We start from the raw sequence: 18,193 nt of genomic DNA on the forward strand, positions 1-18,193 counted from the left end.
GGGTTATGCGGCAAGCGGTGTGGAGAGACCCGCCGACCGGTTTCCCCTGACCTTTCGGCCTACCGGCATTCGCTTCCTGGACCATCCTGTTCCTGCCGGGGGTTTGGGCCTTCCTTGCGGTCGGCTTACCGGACGAATCCGGACCCCGACAGGGTTTCCGTGTTCCGCACGCTGAAGATGCGGCTGGGGTGGGCGCCCTCTCTACCCCGTGGCCGGCGGTGTCCCACTTCCGTTGTTGCTTGCACCGGAAGCCGCCTGTGCCTTGCAGCACCGGGCCCTCCCCTGCGAAAGCGAGCCATCTCAGGGGTCCCATATTCCGAGGCATTAACCAAGGGTTCACGCGTGTTCGCCCGTCCAGCCTTCCCCTCGCCTGTGGCCTTTCGATGGTCGAAGTGCCCTTGGGCTTGAACGCTCAGCTTCACACCCCGCCGTTACCAGCGACGCATGTGAGCGCGGGGACGCAATCGAGACACTAATTCGGAGGAATTCCTTGTCTGAACCTCTCCACGAGAATCACCTCACTTCCGAACGTGCGGCCTCACGTCGCACAGCAAGATGGAGGTTCGGACACTCCCCCGCAGGGGGAGCGCCCGAACCCGACCCCGCCCCGGGGGTGGCGAGGCCCGTCCGGCACCAAGGGGCGCCGGACGGGAGGGCTGCGACCGAAGGCGGATCGCAGCCGGGAAAGGCCGGCCGCACGCGCCGGACCCAGATCAAGGGGAAGGCGCGTCTGCGTGAGAAGAAGCAGCGTCCCGCTCAGAGCGTCCGCCTCAGCGATCACGAGCACGCCCTCATTCAGGCAGGCGCCGATGCCGTGGGCATGAGTCTGGCCGGTTTCCTCGCGCACTCCGCGCTGGCTGCCGCCCGGGACCAGTCCCGTACCGCTGCCACCATCGCCACCGAACGCGATGTGCTCACCGAGCTGTTTGCCATGCGCCGGCAACTCGGCTGGGCCGGCAGCAACCTCAACCAGGTGGCCAAGGCGCTCAACTCCGGCGGCGACGTGCCCTACGTCAAGGAGGTACTCGGTGACGTCCTCCGCGCGGCGAAGGCCGTGAAGAAGGCCGTCGACCGGGTCGCCAACCCCCAGGAACAGCAGGAGGGTGAGGCGGCTTGATCCCCAGCATCCACCGGCAGGGCAGCAGCACGTTCGGTCTGCTCCGCTACCTCTACGGCAAGGGCACGCACGAGGAGCACGTCGATCCGCACCTGGTCGCCTCCTTCGACCACCTGGCCCCCGACCCCGGCCGTGACCCCTCGGCCACCAAGCAGGACCTCGCTGACCTCCTCGACCAGCCCCTCCACCTCCTCGACCAGGATCAGCGGCCCGAGCAGCACGTGTGGCACTGCTCGGTGCGCGCCGCCCCCGACGACCTGGTCCTGACCGACGAGCAGTGGGCCGACATCGCCCGCCGCATCGTCGCGGCCACCGGCATCGACCCCGGCGACGGCGCGGGCTGCCGCTGGGCCGCCGTACGCCACGCCGACGACCACATCCACATCATCGCCACCCTCGTCCGCGAAGACGGCCGTCGCCCCGACCATCACCGCTCCGGCAAACGTGCCCAGGCCGAAGCCCGCCTCATCGAAGCCGACTACGGTCTGCACCGCGTCATCCCCGGCGACGGCACCGCCGCCAAACGCACCACAAGCGCCGAACGGCACAAGGCTCAACGCCAGGGCCGGGAACGCCCCGCCCGTGAGGAACTGCGCGAGACCGTCCGCCGCGCGGTCGCCGGCGCCGCCTCCACCGACGAGTTCCTCGACCGCCTCAAAGACGCCGGGCTCCTCGTGCGCACCAGGGTGCTGCCCTCCGGCGACCTGAAGGGCTACACGGTCGCTCTGCCCGGTGACCGCAATGGGGACCAGGAGCCGATCTTCTACGCCGGATCCACGCTCGCCCCCGACCTGTCCCTGCCCCGCATCCAGGAACGCTTCGCCACCGACTCCGCCCTGATGGAGACCATCGACGGTGAGCAGCCGGAACGCCCTACCAAGCCCTCGGCACCCGCAACGGCTCGGCGCACCACCACTCACGCGGCCTGGGCGGCACTGCTCGTCCTCGACCACGGCGACGACGAGGGAGCGGCTGCCGCCCAGATCGCCGCCACCGGCGAGGTCCTCGACGCCCTTGCCAAGACCTCCGCTCTCCACACCCGCGACGAACTGCGCCAGGCGGCCTGGGAGTTCGAGCGGGCCTCCCGCTCCCACACCCGAGCCGAGTTCCGCCACGCGCAGGACCTGCGTCGGGCAGCCCGCGACCTCGTGTACAGCGGGCCCGCGTTCGGCCGGGGCGAGGACGGAGCGACCACGGCCATGGCGATCGACATGGTGTTCTTCCTTGCCCTCGCCGCAGCCCACTGGCACGCCCAACGTCAACATGCCCAGCAGGCCGAGGCCGCCCTCCGGGCCGCCGAGCACCTACGGGCCGCCTACCAGCAGGCAGCCGCCGAACCCCTCACCGCGCTACGCGAACGAGGCCGCCGTATCGCCCCGTCCCTGCGCCGCCACCACGCCACCACCGTGCACACCGCCCTGCCCGACCTCGCCGACACAATCCTCACCGAGCCCGGCTGGGACGCCCTGGCCGCCACCCTCGCGGACGCCGAACGCGTCGGCCACAATCCCCGCGCCCTGCTCGCCGAGGCCGCCGCGCGCAGGGAACTGGACACCGCCGATTCCGTAAGTGACGTTCTCGTCTGGCGTATGCGTCGCGCTGCAGGTCTCCCGTTGTACGCCCCAGCGCAGGAAGCTACCCGGGCCAACCGCCCCAACCATCACGTGTCCGCCGCGCGGACGATGCCGGTACCGTCCGCATCGCGAGCACAGCGCCGTTGATCACGGCACAGACAGCGAAGGTGTTGAGGGGCCTGATTAGCTCTCGGTAAACACCATGACGGGTCCGACCACGGTGTGGTCGGACCCGTCATGGTGTATTCGCCCAACGGCCTACGTCGGTCGGGTGTCTCTCCGCGCCAAGAGCCCAACGCCTGTGTCTGTGCCTGCTGTCAGGCTGAGCACCAGCCGCCCTCAGATCTTCAGGAGAAGAGCATGAGTACCAACCTCGGTCCGCTGGTCATCACGCGCCGCAGCGGCAGTGAGCCCATACGGGCCAACGGTGAAACAGTCGGCAGGCTCAGCGACTTCTGGAGCTGGGCATGCTCCGACCTGGCCAACAACACCATGCGCGGCGTCTTGGCCGAGTACCTCGTAGCCACCGCACTGGGCGCGGCCACTGGCACCCGAACTGAATGGGACACGGTTGACATCCGTACGCCGGAGCGGTGGCGCGTCGAGGTGAAGTCGACGGCGTATCTGCAGTCGTGGGCACAGTCCGCGCTGTCGAAGATCTCCTTCGACATCTCACCGGCCTCAGGCTGGGACGCCCAGACGGGCGCCACCTCAGCCGAAGTACTGCGCCGCTCGGACGTGTACGTCTTCTGCCTGCTGCACCACCAGGACAAAGCGACCCTCGATCCTCTGGATCTCGACCAGTGGACCTTCTACGTCCTGCCCACCCAGATCCTGGACGAACAGTGTCCGAGCCAGAAGACGATCAGGCTGTCCAGCCTGGAGCAACTCAGCCCCCTGGAGACCGACTTCACCGGCCTGCCGAAAGCAGTAGCCACGTGCGCTGAAGGCTTGCGATAGCTGCGAAACGGCAGGCTCAGCCCACGCCGTGAGCCTTGTCGGTGGCCTTCGCCACGTGGGCGTCAACCAGGGCCGCGCTGCCAGAGACCACTACGACCACCGTCCCGGTACGGACGGCTGTCTGCTTGACCACGCTGCTGCGTCCGCCGACGGTGAAAGTGAGCAGTTGGCTCCACCTCTCCTCGCCCAGCTTCGGGGCTGGCAGCTTCCGCGTCGTGACCGTGACAGGAGTCGAGCCGACGAGCAGTTGGTACCTGGGACAAGAACTCATGGCTCCGAAGATCCGGCTCACGCCCTGGGAGAGCTTGTCCTCGGCACCGCTGTACAGCTCCTCGGCAACCTCCGAGTTGTTGTCGGCATACACGAAGGACGCCGCCTCCTTGCGGGGGAAATCGAGGCCGGACCCGGTGGCCGCGTCGCTGCCAAACTTCTCCAGCACCGGGCAGCCGATGACCGTGACGTCGTCGTGCCGAAGGGCGGGCTCGGGCTTTCGGGTGTAGCCCTCGCCCAGGTCGCTCTCGTTCAGCAGCCGTTTGTTCAGCTCGGCGGAGGACAGCAGCACGGACGCCGAGGAGGTGCTGGCGCCGCGGTGCGCGGGTCCGGAGGACGAGGACGAGGTGCCGACAGGCTCAGTGCTGCTGGAGCAGCTGGCCAAGGCAAGGACGGTGAGGGCACTCAGGGCGGAGGAGGTCGTGATGGAACGGAACACGCGAAAACCCCTTGGTGATGCGAGAGAAGTCGTCTGACCAGGTCGGCCCTCCCGGTACCGACGAACGCAAGGGTGGAAGCAGGGGCTTCGCGAGTTCAATGGCCGAGGTATCGCAGACCCTGTTCGAGGGTGGGGTGGAAGCGGTCGACCGGGCCGGAGTTGCGGTTGTACCAGGCGGCGTCCAGGCGCGACTCATGCGTCTCGTGCCCGGCCGCGCAGCGCAGCCAGACCGAGTCGTCGCGCAGGCAGAAGACAATCCAGTTCCGGTACGCACCGCAGTGGCACTGGTAGACCTCACCGTTGATGACGAGCGGCATGTCCCAGCGCATCATGAATCCGGAGACGTCCTGGCGACACGGCGCCCGGAAGTCCGGCGGCAGGAAGTCCGGCGGCACCAGGGCCGCCGGTGCCTCCGGGGACGGCATAGCGAACGGGCCGGGTCCGTCCAGCAACGGCCACTCGGCATGCATCGCCAGCGCCGCCTGGGCGGCACGCTGGACTTCGCGGAACTCTCGGTCCGCACGGTTGCGTCGGAACAGCAAGGTCGTCCTCTCTGTCGTCTTGCGTATACGGGGAAGGCACCTGGAGGCGGTGCTGAGGGCCCTGGACTTTCGTGCCGGGCGAGTCGTCAGGTCCGGCGGATGATGCTGAGCCGGTCGTGCCCACGCGCGGGCAGCGTCTGGCGGGGCACCGGTGCCGAGGAGGCCAGCGAGGAAGCGAATACGGCGACCAGGTCATTCGGGACGCTGGCGCTGAAGCTCGCGCACCACAGGTACGGATCACCGAGACCCAGCTCCGCCCAGGCTTGCCAGCCCGTCTGTCCAGGGCGCGGATCGGCGTCCCCGACGAGCGGAGGCAGCGGCTCCAGGGAGACGCTGGCGGAGAAGCCAGAGTCGAAGGCAGCGGTACGAGGACGATCCGCGTCGCGGAACCAGCCCCGAGAACCCAGCTCTCCGAGCACCACCTCCGGCCCGTCGAATCCCGCGTCCGGTGCCCTGCGGGCGTCGAGCGCCAGCAGGAAGTCGGTCAGCACCTCGTGCGGCACTCCGGCGGTGAAATACGCGTTCCACTCCGCCATCACGGAGTCGGTGTGCGACCGGGCACTCACCTGCCAGCCCACCGGCAGGCCGCCCAGCTCGAACGGGTACGAGGCAAGCAGCCATTCGGCGCCGCGCAGCCCGTCCGGGCTGACGTACAGCAGGGTGTCGCGCGCGGTCGGCCACACGCGCCAGTCAAGACCGGTCAGGGTGTCGCTGACCCGCTCGGCGAGAGCGCCGTCGTCACCGGCCAGGTGGCGCGGGGTGACCCAGTACACCGGGTCCTGCGAGTCGGAAGGGAAGGGTTCGTCGGAGTGACGCGAGTGCAGAAGCACCTCCAGGGGGATCGGCGTGAACTACCAGCAGAGCGTTGTACGTTGGCATGCTGTGCCATGTCGATCCAGTCATTCCGGGCTCTTTCTCGTCTGCCGTAGGCGAACTGGCAGAACGACGCAACGGTTGTCCCCGACGGGCAAGGGCCGGCACCTCACCCGCCCGGGCTCGTGGAGGCCGCGCACAGCCTGTGTTCGGACGCCATCAACCACTCGGTGCGCGATCGTGGAACCCTTGGAGCTGAGCAACGGAACAACCCGGGTGAGGCCAGCAGGCCGAAGGCCGGCCCTTACGGCACGCACCAAAGAGGGGCAGACGGCATGACGACGAGCGAGCTGATCTCGTTCGACTCAGCGGCGGCAGCGAGCATCCTGCGCAGAGCCTGTGGCCTGGCCGGGCTGAACGCCGACGGAGCGGAACTGGTCCGGCTTGGGGATCACGCCGTGTTCCGCCTCGATCGCGGCCGGGTTGTCTCCCGAGTCGGCCGCCACGCAGACCGCCTGCCGTCAGTGCGCCGTGAGGTTGCCGTCGCGCAATGGCTCGCAGCCGAGGACTACCCCGCCGCACGCCTCACCACGGAGGCAGAGCAGCCTGTCGTCGTCGATGGCCACCCCGTCACTTTCTGGGAAGGGCTGGGCGACGGCGAGACGTACGCGAGTACACGCGAGATGGGCGAACTCCTGCGGAGACTTCACCAGCTGGAGGCGCCTCCCTTCTCTCTCCCGGAACTCCGCCCCTTCGCCAAGGTCGACCGACGCCTGAAGCGCGCGGTGCTCCGTGAGGACACCCATGTGTACCTCTCCGCCCTGGCGCAGGAGTTGTCGGCCGAGTACGACGGGCTGGAGTTCGCCCTGCCACCGGGGCTTCTGCACGGTGACTACAACATCGGCAATGTTCTGCTCGATGCCGACGAGCTGCCGACGGTCATCGACCTGGACGGCTTCGTCGTCGGTCCCCGTGAGTGGGACCTCACGCAAACGGCCATGTACTACGACAGCTTCGGCTGGCACACGGAGGCCGAGTACACCGACTTCGTGGAGGGCTACGGCTTCGATGTCCGGCAATGGTCCGGGTACAGCGTGCTGCGGAGCGTCCGAGAATTGTTGATGGTCACTTGGCTCGCGCAGAATGCCGGCACGAATCCACGGGCGGCGGAAGAGGTTGAAAAGCGGGTCGAGTCGTTGCGCTCTGGCGGTTCTCGCCGGGATTGGGCCCCGTTCTAAGCTGCTTCGGCCTGCTGCCAGAGGCGGAAGGTGCGGGCTTGTTCCGCAAAGTGGCGGAACTCTCCGGCTCCCCTTATGTGTTTGGTGAGGCGTCCCTGAAACTCGCGCACATACTGCGTACAGCGCGCTGATTTCAGGCCCTCGCCGAGGCTGAGGGCGCTCATGGCGATCTCGCATCCGCGCCCTATCTCCCCCTGGTTGATGTACGCCTCGGCTTGCACCATGGTCGCGAAGAAGTCGCTGCGGTTGTTGACCCCGTCGCCGAAGATGGAGCCGGCGCCCCGCTGGGTCGCTTCCACGGAGCGCCCCAGGTCCCGGAAGCAGTGGATGATTTCGGCCGCCAGCTCGATCTCGTCGAAGTACGCGATGTAGGGCGGGTCGCTGTCGGCGGTGCGCAGGCTGAGCTTGTGCTCCGCCTCCACGAGGGCCAGATCGCAACCTCGCTCGTCGCCGAGGCGGGACAGGGCTCGCGCTTCCATGGCGCGGAACTGCGCGGTCATCGTCGGCCCCAGGCTTGCTCCCGGGCCGGTGTACGCGGCGCGGGCCAGGCTGACGGCCTCCTGGTAGCGCCCCATGAACGTGGCCTGGTGGCTCATCGCCGACAGGATGCTCCCGCCCAGGAGCCTGTCGCCGGCGGTTTGTGACATGCGCAGGGCCTGGATGAAGTACCGCTGGGCGATGCCGTGCAGACCGCTGTCGTACGACATCCAACCGGCGAGGAGGAGGGCTTCGGCCACCGCCGAGTGGAGCTGCTTGCCCACGACATCCGTGTACTGCCCGTCGAGCATCGGCCGGACGTCCGTGTGCAGGTACTGGATCAGCGCGCGTCGGGCGTGGCCGCCGCCGAACCGTCCGTCGAGCATGCTGAAGGCTTCTGCGGTTGAGCGCACCATCTCCACGTCTACGGTGCCGATCGCCCGGTCTCCTAAGCGTCTCTGCTCGCCGTCCGGTGGGGCGACGAGCCAGCGCAGGGCGGCGGCGTTCCATGCGGCGGAGTCCGGCAGCGCCCTGACCAGGGTCGCGGCTTCGGCTAGGTCGGCGCGCCATAGGTCGATCACAGTGCTGGCCGTGGTCTCGGGGCGGTCGGCGAATTCGAGTCCGAGCTCGGGGCGTACGGAGGAGACGGCCGCGTCGCCCAACCCGACGTCATCGATGGTCAGGTGCCGTCCGAGCCTGCCTCCGACGGCGTCCGCGATGAACTGCGGCATGTTGCCCCGCGGTATCGACCCCTTGAGCCACCGAGTGACGTACGTGTGATCGCAGGTGATGTCTTCGCCACGGCGGGCGCCGGCGGCGACTACGGCTCGGGCGAGCGACTTGTGGGAGAAGTCGGCTTCCTGCATGAGCGCGGCCAGCCTGGCGTTCTGCTCTGCCATCGGACCCCCGGGAGAACGGCCGTAGTGCCAGCTTGACGCGCTGTCACTCTACGCAGGTCACGGCCGGGGTGCAGGGCGTTCGGCACAGGAGTGCACGAGTGCACCCCCAAGTACACGCTCCCGAACTCGCAGCTGTGCGACGACAGTTGCATTCGTCGTCGCACGGGCTGGTCGGCGATTCCGAGCCCAACTCCCCCTCAAAAAGGGCCGGATAGAAATCCCAGCATGCCTCATTGCCACCACGGGCCTTTGATGGCGTGCGCCCAAATCCAGCCCACTATTCGTCCCCTCTGGGTTCTCCAGAAAGGTGGTCCCGTGATGTCAGCTCACCACCTCATCGTGATCGGTTTCGATGAGATCGTCGCCAACAAGTATCTTCCATGCATTCGCGATGCAATAAGGTCCGGCCACATCAATTCTTATTCGATCATCGACCTGGAGTCGCAGCGAACGGAAATCGACCGGCGTATCAGCACGGCATCCGTGAAGCCGCGAGGAGTCGTCTATCTCCCGGATTCCGGCGACCGCGCCCAGGAGACGCCGCAGGAGCTCATCGAGGCCGCTGTCCGGCGCCTGCGGGTACCCGGCGTACCGACGAAGGTCTACATCGCCACGGAGGTGCGGGCGCACGAGGCGTACCTGCGCTTCTGCGTGGAAACCCATCTCGACTCCCTGGTCGAGAAGCCCGTACTGGCTCCCGTCGTCGACGGCCGGTTCAGGCCGTCGGACATCACGAAGACCATGGAGGAGCTCATCGGAGCCGCCGCCGTGTCCACCGCGCAGCACTCCGTCATGACGCTCAGCCGGTACCACCAGATCTACAACGAGAACGTCATCGCCTCGCTGAGGGAGCGGATGGAGCGGTGGGAAGCGCCCCTGACGTCCTTCCATCTCAGGGCGGCCGGCGGGGTGTGGAATCTCCAGCGCGAGTTCGAGAGCCGTGACGATCACCCGTACAAGTACGGCTACGGGATGATGATGCACGGCGCCTACCACTACGTGGACCTCGCCACCCAGATCCTGGCCCTCAACGCGGACGTCTTCCCTGACCTCCAACTCCGGCTGGAGCTCAGCGCCTTCGGCGCCTTCCCCGTCGATCAGCACCAGCGCGTATCCCAGCCGCTCGCCCGTCGGTTCGCCGACGGCGGCGCAGGATGGCCGGCGGACTCGGATGCGGTCTTCCGCTTCGGCGAGACCGACGTGACCTCCACGTTCCGCCTCGTCGATGCCGCAACGGGAAGGACCATCTCCCTCGGGACGCTGTCATTCGAGCAGACCACCCCCTCCATACGCGACTGGGCCGATCTCCCGGACGGCCTCTACAACGTCAACGGCCGCACCTCCAGCGTCGACATGGAGGCCCAGTTGTCGACGCTGTTCTCCACGCACGTCCACTGCTACGACATCCCCCGTGGCTTCAGCGCGGACGGAATCGACGCGTTCGCCCGCGTGACCACACGCGCCAACGCCGCGCTGCTGCCGGATGAGCAGTACGTGGCAGAGGAGTCGTTCGACGGCCTCTTCCACAGCGACAGCAACCGGCAGCTGATGCAGCAATGGCTGCGCGGCTCCGAACGCCGCAGTTCCCTGGCCAGCCACCTTCGGCCCATGCAGGTCACCGAGGCACTCGCCTCGTCGGTGCTCACTCCCGGTCACCTGGTCTCGATGCCCTTCTAGGCACCGAGCCGCTCCAAACCACCCAGGTCAACGAGGAGTCACCCATGTATCAGCCCGTCTCGAAGGCATCCGTGCATGCCTTCTACGAGGACGCCCTCCGGCAGGGCCACAGCACCGCGGAGAACCTTCAGGCCGCCACCTCGGAGCGGTTCAACACGCTCCTGGAATCGATCGACGACCAGGCCCCGCGTACCGCACTGGATCTTGGATACGGGGCAGGGAACTACACCCTGGCCCTGGCACGTGCCGGGTTTCGCGTGGTCGCCGTTGATCAGGTTCCCTGCACCTGGCTTCTCCGCCGCATCGGCAGCGCAGGCGAGTGGGCCCACCGGATCGAACCACGCCGGTGCCTCGCGGAGGACTTCGCCATCGAGGAGGACTTCGGGGTCATCGTGGCCAAGGACGTCCTGCACTACCTCGACCGGCACAACGTCGAGTCCCTCCTCCGGCGCGCGGTAGCGCAGGCCCACGGAGCGAACCACCACTACCTCGAAGTCTTCACGAGCATCACCCGCAGATCGCCGAGCGGTCAACCGCTGCGCATCGAGGGCGAAGCCGACTACCAGCCGGATGCCTTCCAGCGCGTCATCGAGGAGATCTACGACGGCTGGGACCTGACCTTCCACTGGTCCGACCACGCGGAGCAGGACAGTCGAACCGGGCGCACGTGCTTCGAAGCGACCCGAGCCACCGTCATCGCGACCAACCCGGCCGCCTGATCCCCGACAGGGAGATGCCATGAAGACGAGCACGCCCGACGGGATCAGCTTCGTCATCCCGTGCTTCAACTCGGGGGACTACCTCCTGGAAGCCGTGGAGTCCTTGATCCAGCAGCCTCATGTGTTCCCCTACGAAGTCGTAGTCGTGGACGACGGCTCCGACGACGCGAACACCCTTCGTGCCCTCAGCCTGTGCGCCAAGCGCGCCGAGGTCCGAGTCGTCCGCCAGGAACACAGCGGGCATCACGCCGCGAGGAACGCCGGCGTCGACGCCGCGAGTTTCGCGTACGTGATGCAGCTCGACGCCGACGACAGGCTCGCCACCGACCCCGAACTGCTGAAGGCGGGAAGCTACCCGGACCGAGCGGTCAAGTTCCTCAAGGCACACCCCCACCTGGCCTTCGTCCACACCATGTCGCGAATGATCGGCGACTTCGACGGGCTCACGATCTCCTCCTACCCGTGCCGCGAGGAGCTGATCCTGCGCAAGCACCACGTGCCCACCTCGATCGTCTGCCGTCGTGACGACGCCATCCGCGGCGGTCTCTATGACCCTCAAGTACGGAAGTGGGGGGACTGGGCGTTCGCCGTGAACCTCCTCGCGGGACGCTTCCGCCGAGGAGCCGCCAACAACATCGTGTGCATCGCCGGACCACTGCACGAATACCGCGTCCACTCGCGCACCCGGCGGGTCTCGAACGTCGAGGTGTCCGAGTTCGACATGACCCTGTTGGTCGTCGAGAAGAACCTCGATCTGTTCCGCGACCGCTTCGACCGCAACGACTCCGCCGAGGACATCACGCGCGACGTGCTCGCCTCGAAACCGTGCAGACTCGTCGACCTGATCCGCATGGCCGAGTACGACCTCGACCAGGCCCTGGCCGTCGCCCGGCAGCGGGAGTTCACTCTGGCCAGCCCCTTCGAGGGCCTGGGCATCCCGTAACGAGAGCCCGTTCCAGCAAGTAAGCGAGCCCCGGACACACCCTGTGTCCGGGGCTCGCTTCTCTGCCTTACCTCGCCGCTACGCCGACGGCAGGTTGTCGATCTGGTTCTGCAGCCGGACGATATCCCCTTCGGCCTTCGCGAGACGGGTCCGGATCTTCTCGACCACGTTGTCCGGGGCCTTCGCCAGGAACGCCTCATTGCCGAGCTTGGCCTCCGCCTGGGCCTTCTCCTTCTCGGCCGTGGCAAGATCCTTGGCCAGCCGCTTGCGCTCGGCTGCGACGTCGATCGTGCCGGACAGGTCGAGCGCGACCGTGGCGCCGGCGACCGGGAGGGTCGCCGTGGCACTGAAGCCGTCACTCTCCGGCTGGAGCCGGAGCAGCTGACGGATGGCGGCCTCGTGGGCAGCGAGTTGCGTACCCGACAGGTCCAGGCGCGCCGGGACCTTCTGACCGGGCTGCAGGCCCTGGTCCGAGCGGAAGCGACGAACCTCGGTGATCACCTGCTGGAGGCTCTCGATCTCCGCCTCGGCCGCGGCATCGCGGAACCCGCTGTCCGTCGGCCAGTCGGCGATCACGACGGACTCGCGGCCGGTGAGCGTGGTCCACAGCGTTTCCGTCACGAACGGAACGATCGGGTGGAGCAGGCGCAGCGTCACGTCCAGGACCTCGCCCAAGACGCGTGCCGAGACCTTGGCCGCGTCGCCGCCGGCCATGAACGTCGTCTTGGACAGCTCGACGTACCAGTCGAAGACCTCGTCCCACGCGAAGTGGTACAGGGCATCGGCGAGCTTCGCGAACTGGTAGTCGTCGTAGTAGGCGTCCGCCTCGGCCACGACGGTGTTCAGCCGGGACAGGATCCAGCGGTCCGTGGCCGACAGCTGCTCGGCCGGGGGCAGCTCGCCCTCGATCGTGGCGCCGTTCATGAGCGCGAAGCGGGTCGCGTTCCAGATCTTGTTGGCGAAGTTCCGGGACGCCTGGACCCAGTCCTCGCCGATCGGCACGTCGGTACCGGGGTTGGCGCCCCGCGCGAGCGTGAACCGCAGAGCGTCGGAGCCGTACTTGTCCATCCAGTCCAGCGGATTGACCGTGTTGCCGAACGACTTCGACATCTTCTTGCCGTGCTCGTCACGGACCATGCCGTGGAACGCGATGGTGTGGAAGGGGACCTCGCCGTCCATCGCGTACAGGCCGAACATCATCATCCGGGCGACCCAGAAGAACATCAGGTCGTAGCCGGTGACCATGGCCGAGTTCGGATAGAACTTGGCCAGGTCCGCGGTCTTCTCGGGCCAGCCAAGCGTGGAGAAGGGCCACAGGCCGGACGAGAACCAGGTGTCGAGAACGTCGGTGTCCTGCTCCCAGCCCTCACCGCTCGGCGGCTGCTCGTCGGGGCCGACACACACGGTCTCGCCGTTCGGGCCGTGCCAGACGGGGATCCGGTGGCCCCACCACAACTGCCGTGAGATGCACCAGTCGTTGAGGTTGTCGACCCAGTCGAAGTAGCGCTGCGACAGGTCGGCGGGGTGGATGTCCACCCGGCCGTCGCGGACCGCGTCACCGGCCGCCTTGGCGAGCGTCTCGACCTTCACCCACCACTGCAGGGACAGGCGGGGTTCGAGGGTCGTCTTGCAGCGCGAGCAGTGGCCGACGCTGTGGACGTACGGCCGCTTCTCCGCGACGATCCGGCCCTCGGCACGCAGCGCGGCGACGATCGCGGAACGCGCCTCGAAGCGGTCCAGGCCCTCGAAGGGGCCGTGGACGGTGATGACGCCACGCTCGTCCATGACGGTCAGCGACTCCAGGCCGTGCCGCTGGCCGATGGCGAAGTCGTTGGGGTCATGGGCGGGAGTGACCTTGACGGCACCGGTGCCGAACTCCGGGTCGACGTGCCTGTCGGCGACGACGGGAATCGTGCGGCCCGTCAGCGGCAGCGCGATGCGTCGGCCCACGAGGTGCTTGTAGCGCTCGTCGTCCGGGTGAACGGCGACGGCGGTGTCACCGAGCATGGTCTCCGCACGCGTGGTGGCGACGACGACCGTGTCGTTCCCCTCGCCGTACTTGATGGAGACGAGCTCACCGTCGTCGTCCTGGTAGTCGACCTCGATGTCCGAGATGGCCGTCAGGCAGCGTGGACACCAGTTGATGATGCGCTCGGCGCGGTAGATCAGGCCGTCGTCGAACATCTTCTTGAAGACGGTCTGGACGGCACGGGACAGGCCCTCGTCCATGGTGAACCGGTCACGGCTCCACGCGACGCCGTTGCCCAGACGCCGCATCTGCCCGGCGATCTGACCGCCGGACTCGGCCTTCCACTGCCAGACCCGCTCGACGAACGCCTCACGGCCGAGATCGTGGCGGGACTTGCCCTCCTTGGCGAGTTCCCGCTCGACGACGTTCTGCGTCGCGATTCCGGCGTGGTCCATGCCCGGCTGCCACAGCGTCTCGTAGCCCTGCATGCGCTTGCGGCGGGTGAGGGCGTCGATCAGCGTGTGCTCGAAGGCGTGGCCGAGGTGGAGGGAACCGGTGACGTTCGGCGGCGGGATGACGATGGTGTACGCGGGCTTGTCGCTCTTCGCGTCAGCTTCGAAGTAACCGCGCTCTACCCAGCGCTCGTACAGCGTCCCCTCTACCTCGGCCGGCGTGTACTGGGTCGGCAGTTCGGGGGCGCTGTTCGGCCCGCTGTCGGGGCGCTGAGTGTTGTCGGTCACGACGGCCATTCTAGGGCCGCGGCACTCCTCGCCTCGCCTGACTATTACGCGCATGCCGTGCCACGGTCAGGACAGAGAAGTGGTCGCACGGAGGAATCCAAGTGTGACCAAGAACGCTCCCGTGCGACCGATTCTTAGCCTACCCCTCCGTCCCGACGGAACCGCAATTCTCCGGGTCACTCCAGGACGCCCGACGGCGCCACCCTGACGCATCACTTGAAGAAATGGGTCGTGGAGGTGTCGTGTTGTCGGCACTCTGGCGCGATGTTGTTGAAGCTGACCGGGTCCAGTTGCTCGGGTAAGACAACCTTGGCCTACGTTGCGGCTGCCCGGATGGGGAAGATCGCCGTGCACGACTTCGACGAGCTCGGTGTACCTGAGGACGCCGACCGGCACTGGCGCCACCGTATGACCGAGATGTGGGTGCAGCGGGCGTTGGCGTACCAGGACCGCGGTATCGATCTTCTGCTCACTGGACAGTCCCCTTTGGGCGAAGTGCTGGCCGCCCCCTCCGCTCCGTTGCTGGATGGCATCGCGGTGTGCCTGGTCGACGTCGCTGATCCAGTCCGGCGCACTCGCCTCGCCGAGCGAGACGCCGGACGGTGGGACTCCCAGGCGATCGACGCCTTCCTCGGCTGGGCCGAATGGCACCGCAAGCACGCCGTCGACCCATCTCACCGGCGCGACGTCATCATCGAAGGCAGCTGGCCCGAGATGGTCTGGAGCCGCTGGACCGAGTGGAATGCCGGTGATCCCCGGTGGCAGACCCAGCTGCTCGACACCACGGGCCAACCGGTCGTGGAATCCGCGGGCTGGGTAGAGCAGTGGATCGCCGACCAGCGTGACGCGCACCGGGTCGGTCAGCTCCCCCTGGGCTCTGGTTGGTCTTCGTGATCCGCACCACAGCCTTCGGGGTCCCCGCCCACTCCCACGGTGATCGGCGAAAACTCACCCGTATCCAGCGTGAGTACGTCACCATCTCTGCATGAACTGGGGAGGAACCTGTGGGTAAGCGCGAACGCCGTCGCAAGAGAGAACGCTCCAAGAAGAAGCACCAACCTCAACAGCAGCCGGCCACTGCGCAGCCCATCATCCGGGAATACCCGGAGAGCGACCCGCGCATCCGTATCGTGATCAAAGACGACGCGCCTGAGGACGCACAGAGGATCAGCCTCCTGTACTGGGAGATCAAGAACGACGGCACCTGGGCCCGAACCGTCAGCAGCATTGGAGTGGCCAGCAATATCGGTGCGATAGCGACGGCACACTCTCACGCCATCCTGCTCGGCTCCCCCTGCGCGAACTGCTCTGAGCCAATCACCGTCACCAACCGGTCCTGGGCAAACAAGGTTGGGGGAAAGTATCTCGACGTCGATTCCCCCTCCTACCTCTGCTGGGACTGTACGGCGATCCAGAAGCGCGAGGAGGCGGAGCAGCAGCGGATTGCCACCGAGCAGAAGCGGGTCGCGCTGGAGCGCGAGAAGGAAAAAGCCGAAGAACTCAAGCGCCTGATCACTGAGGCCATCGAGGACGAGGAGGCAAAGAACGACTCCCCCGGCTGCCTCCCTGAAGACAATCCGCTGGCTCTGGCCCTGTACGTGGCGATGGTCAGCTACGCCACTCGTATCCCTGGGAAGCCGCTTCCCAGTATCACGGGCATCGGATCCATGGGCTGGACTGGCGACACGGCTCGGGACAGGGATCTTCTGCTCGCGCTCTACCAGGCGAACGCGATCGCTATTTCCCGGGAAACCTCGGCTCAGGCTTTCAGTATTTCCAAGGACGGTGACGACATCGCGTTCGTGATCGACGACGTCGTTTGGCGGCTCATCGGCGACCGATCAGCCGCGCAGGAACGCGCCGAGAAGATCACGAAGAGCTTCAAAACCAAGCCTGGCCCTCAGGGCGCCGCAGCGCGCGAAGTCTTCACCTCGTTGACGGACGAGATGGAGGTCGCCGACGTCGTGTCGTACCTCAACGGCCTGCTCATAAAGAACTACGACTACCCCGAAGTCCCGGAAGCGCGGCGCGAAGAGCTCGCGGAGGTCATCCGCAGAGGTTTCGGCCACGGATACACCTCTGGACAGATGTTCTGTTTCGCGTGGCGGGCCGCAGACTCTGCCGCAGGCTGGAAAGAGCGCAACCAGCCTATGGGACCACCAGAAGCCGCATCTGCCTCGGTGACCATCCTGAACGGGAAGATCGACAAGGCGATCGAACTCCACCATTCCATTCCGGAGTTCGACGTCCCCCGCTGGCACGGGACTCCCCTCGCGCTCAGCAGCTTCCGGAGGCTGGCCGCAGATATCCGTTGGGTATACAGCCGTGAGGTCATCGACGCGTGTCCACACTGCGACCACAACGGCCTCAAGGAAACCCTTCATCCGGAGACCGAGGCGATCACCATGGTGCGCTGTACCCATCCCTTCGAGATTCGGGACGAGCTCCAGGATGAAGAGCCGAACTGGTGGGACGACGCACCTGATCCAGCAGACGTCTGAGCCCAATACCTGCTGGCCGAAACCAGGGCTCAACCGTGCGGGCCCTGGAAGACCCCGTGTACGACTTCACGTTTTCCCGGCAGCGCACAGAGAGGCAGCCTCGACGGAGCACGGGACAGCAAGAAGCCCGGCGACAACGACGAAGGGGACGACGGGCTCGCAGGCGTACCCGCCCGTGTGCAGTGCTCCGTGTCGGGACAGACCGAAGCTCAGGGCCTGATCCAGGAAGTGGATCAGGCCCCGAGCAGTTCATGGTGGTTGCGTGGGGGGACGTTAAGGAGGAGAAAGTGCTCCCTCTCCCCATCGGCGAGCGAATCCGGACCGTCTGTCACATCGGGCGTCTCGCTGCGCGCGTTCGCAAGTCCGGGATCACCGGTGTCTCGATGTGATGCTGTACGGACCGTCGCTCGATCGACTCAAGCCCGGCGTCGGTCGGCGGGAGAGTCCTATGGACGCGTCAGGCGACGCGTGCGGCGCCGGTGAGCTCGCAGGCGTATACCTTGCCCTTCCGGCTGCTCCCACTGACGTCGCCCTACTGAACGACCGGATCAATCGGATTCCGGATGAGCCCGGCGCGGGCAGTCAGGAAACGAGGTTCACCTGTCCGCCCTCAGGAGAGAACGGCTATGTCGCTGCTGCTCACATCCCGGCCAGCTCCGCCCGGATCCGGTACGTGGCGATGGCGGTGGCAAGCGTCTCGGCCGTGAAGCCACTGCGGGCCGGCATGCCGCGGGCAGGGCTGACGGCGCCGTTCTTAGGGCGGGTCACGCCCGCCGTGCGGAGGATCTTCGTGAGTTCGGTGCCGAGTTGTTGGGCTCCCACGCCCAGGGTCTCCGCGAGGTCCGAGCTGTACATCGTGCCGCCGGCAGCGACAACGACCTGGTGAGCTCGCACCAGGAGCGAGGGGACCGCACTGTTGGGATCGGGCTCAGCCTCGGTCTCCGACGCCAAGCCGTCCTCCGGCCGTGCCGTGGGGCCTTGCTGTTCCACCTGCAGTTCCGACGAGGACTGCTCCAGCCGGGGTGCCGGCACCGTCACTTCGGCGATCAGAGCGTACGTGTGCGCCACCGAGGCGAGAGCGGCGGCGCCCTCACCGTTTCCACGAGCGAGCGCCGTACGGGCTCGTCCCGACAGATCGTGGGCAACTTCGGCTGCGCTGAGGCAGCTTGGGGTACTCATGCCCGAGGAAACGCGAGGGGATAAACCCGGGAAACGGCTCCTCGGGTAGCCGACGCCGCGTAACGGCCGAATAGAAAGCCGTTCATACGTCTCAACATGGGGAAATAGCTATTCCGTGACGACAGCGAGCAAAGCG

General features: G+C 66.9%; 15 protein-coding genes. 9 read left to right on the plus strand and 6 right to left on the minus strand.

Going from position 1 to position 18,193, the window contains the following annotated elements; all coding sequences use genetic code 11:
* Positions 1 to 820 precede the first annotated feature (820 nt).
* The 3 genes from mobC to HLK59_RS11540 all read left to right on the plus strand — a co-directional run bounded on the left by mobC (position 821) and on the right by HLK59_RS11540 (position 3,651).
* The gene (gene mobC / locus HLK59_RS52350; RefSeq protein ID WP_346779706.1) at positions 821 to 1,117 is read left to right on the plus strand and encodes a plasmid mobilization relaxosome protein MobC; all 297 of its coding nucleotides are present in this window, start codon (positions 821 to 823) and stop codon (positions 1,115 to 1,117) included.
* A complete protein-coding gene (locus HLK59_RS11535; protein ID WP_171141264.1) occupies positions 1,114 to 2,838 on the plus strand; it encodes a relaxase/mobilization nuclease domain-containing protein in 1,725 nt (574 codons plus the stop codon). Before mobC ends, HLK59_RS11535 begins: the two co-directional genes overlap by 4 nt.
* Before the next feature lie 213 nt (positions 2,839 to 3,051).
* Positions 3,052 to 3,651: a hypothetical protein gene (locus HLK59_RS11540; protein WP_171141265.1), complete on the plus strand. Its 600-nt coding sequence runs from the start codon at positions 3,052 to 3,054 to the stop codon at positions 3,649 to 3,651.
* A 16-nt stretch (positions 3,652 to 3,667) separates the two neighbouring features.
* Here HLK59_RS11540 and HLK59_RS11545 read toward each other — a convergent pair whose 3' ends face one another.
* The 3 genes from HLK59_RS11545 to HLK59_RS11555 form a co-directional block, all read right to left on the minus strand.
* The gene (locus HLK59_RS11545; protein ID WP_171141266.1) at positions 3,668 to 4,360 is read right to left on the minus strand and encodes a hypothetical protein; all 693 of its coding nucleotides are present in this window, start codon (positions 4,358 to 4,360) and stop codon (positions 3,668 to 3,670) included.
* A 95-nt stretch (positions 4,361 to 4,455) separates the two neighbouring features.
* On the minus strand, positions 4,456 to 4,902 hold the full coding sequence (locus HLK59_RS11550; RefSeq protein WP_240982347.1) for a hypothetical protein: 447 nt from the start codon (positions 4,900 to 4,902) through the stop codon (positions 4,456 to 4,458).
* An 86-nt stretch (positions 4,903 to 4,988) separates the two neighbouring features.
* Entirely contained in the window at positions 4,989 to 5,675 is a 687-nt protein-coding gene (locus HLK59_RS11555) for a DUF317 domain-containing protein (protein WP_171141303.1), read from the minus strand.
* A gap of 375 nt (positions 5,676 to 6,050) precedes the next feature.
* Here HLK59_RS11555 and HLK59_RS11560 point away from each other — a divergent pair, with 375 nt between their 5' ends.
* Positions 6,051 to 6,953: an aminoglycoside phosphotransferase family protein gene (locus HLK59_RS11560; RefSeq protein WP_171141267.1), complete on the plus strand. Its 903-nt coding sequence runs from the start codon at positions 6,051 to 6,053 to the stop codon at positions 6,951 to 6,953.
* Here the strand turns inward: HLK59_RS11560 and HLK59_RS11565 are convergent.
* Positions 6,950 to 8,329: a hypothetical protein gene (locus HLK59_RS11565; RefSeq protein ID WP_171141268.1), complete on the minus strand. Its 1,380-nt coding sequence runs from the start codon at positions 8,327 to 8,329 to the stop codon at positions 6,950 to 6,952. The two genes, HLK59_RS11560 and HLK59_RS11565, sit on opposite strands and share 4 nt — an antisense overlap.
* Positions 8,330 to 8,812: 483 nt before the next feature.
* On the opposite strand from HLK59_RS11565, the gene HLK59_RS11570 reads away from it, so the two are divergent.
* Genes HLK59_RS11570 through HLK59_RS11580 form a run of 3 tightly spaced genes read left to right on the plus strand, consistent with a single transcriptional unit; the run spans position 8,813 to position 11,668 of the window.
* Positions 8,813 to 10,006: a hypothetical protein gene (locus HLK59_RS11570; RefSeq protein WP_171141269.1), complete on the plus strand. Its 1,194-nt coding sequence runs from the start codon at positions 8,813 to 8,815 to the stop codon at positions 10,004 to 10,006.
* A gap of 44 nt (positions 10,007 to 10,050) precedes the next feature.
* Positions 10,051 to 10,725 carry a class I SAM-dependent methyltransferase gene (locus HLK59_RS11575; RefSeq protein WP_171141270.1) on the plus strand — a complete coding sequence of 225 codons (675 nt, stop codon included), beginning with the start codon at positions 10,051 to 10,053 and terminating at the stop codon, positions 10,723 to 10,725.
* A 19-nt stretch (positions 10,726 to 10,744) separates the two neighbouring features.
* Entirely contained in the window at positions 10,745 to 11,668 is a 924-nt protein-coding gene (locus HLK59_RS11580) for a glycosyltransferase family A protein (RefSeq protein ID WP_171141271.1), read from the plus strand.
* 78 nt (positions 11,669 to 11,746) lie between these two features.
* Here the strand turns inward: HLK59_RS11580 and HLK59_RS11585 are convergent, their stop codons facing one another.
* Positions 11,747 to 14,377 (minus strand): valine--tRNA ligase, encoded by a 2,631-nt coding sequence (locus tag HLK59_RS11585; RefSeq protein WP_171141272.1) that lies wholly within the window; start codon positions 14,375 to 14,377, stop codon positions 11,747 to 11,749.
* 264 nt (positions 14,378 to 14,641) lie between these two features.
* On the opposite strand from HLK59_RS11585, the gene HLK59_RS11590 reads away from it, so the two are divergent.
* Both HLK59_RS11590 and HLK59_RS11595 read left to right on the plus strand, forming a co-directional pair.
* A complete protein-coding gene (locus tag HLK59_RS11590; protein WP_171141273.1) occupies positions 14,642 to 15,271 on the plus strand; it encodes a hypothetical protein in 630 nt (209 codons plus the stop codon).
* A 110-nt stretch (positions 15,272 to 15,381) separates the two neighbouring features.
* Positions 15,382 to 16,878, plus strand: a complete 1,497-nt coding sequence (locus HLK59_RS11595; RefSeq protein WP_206327032.1) for a hypothetical protein — start codon at positions 15,382 to 15,384, stop codon at positions 16,876 to 16,878.
* Between the two features lie 639 nt (positions 16,879 to 17,517).
* Here HLK59_RS11595 and HLK59_RS11600 read toward each other — a convergent pair.
* Positions 17,518 to 17,946 carry a hypothetical protein gene (locus tag HLK59_RS11600; RefSeq protein WP_171141274.1) on the minus strand — a complete coding sequence of 143 codons (429 nt, stop codon included), beginning with the start codon at positions 17,944 to 17,946 and terminating at the stop codon, positions 17,518 to 17,520.
* Positions 17,947 to 18,193 lie beyond the last annotated feature (247 nt).

Source organism: Streptomyces sp. S3(2020), from assembly GCF_013044505.1.
Taxonomy (GTDB): Bacteria; Actinomycetota; Actinomycetes; order Streptomycetales; family Streptomycetaceae; genus Streptomyces.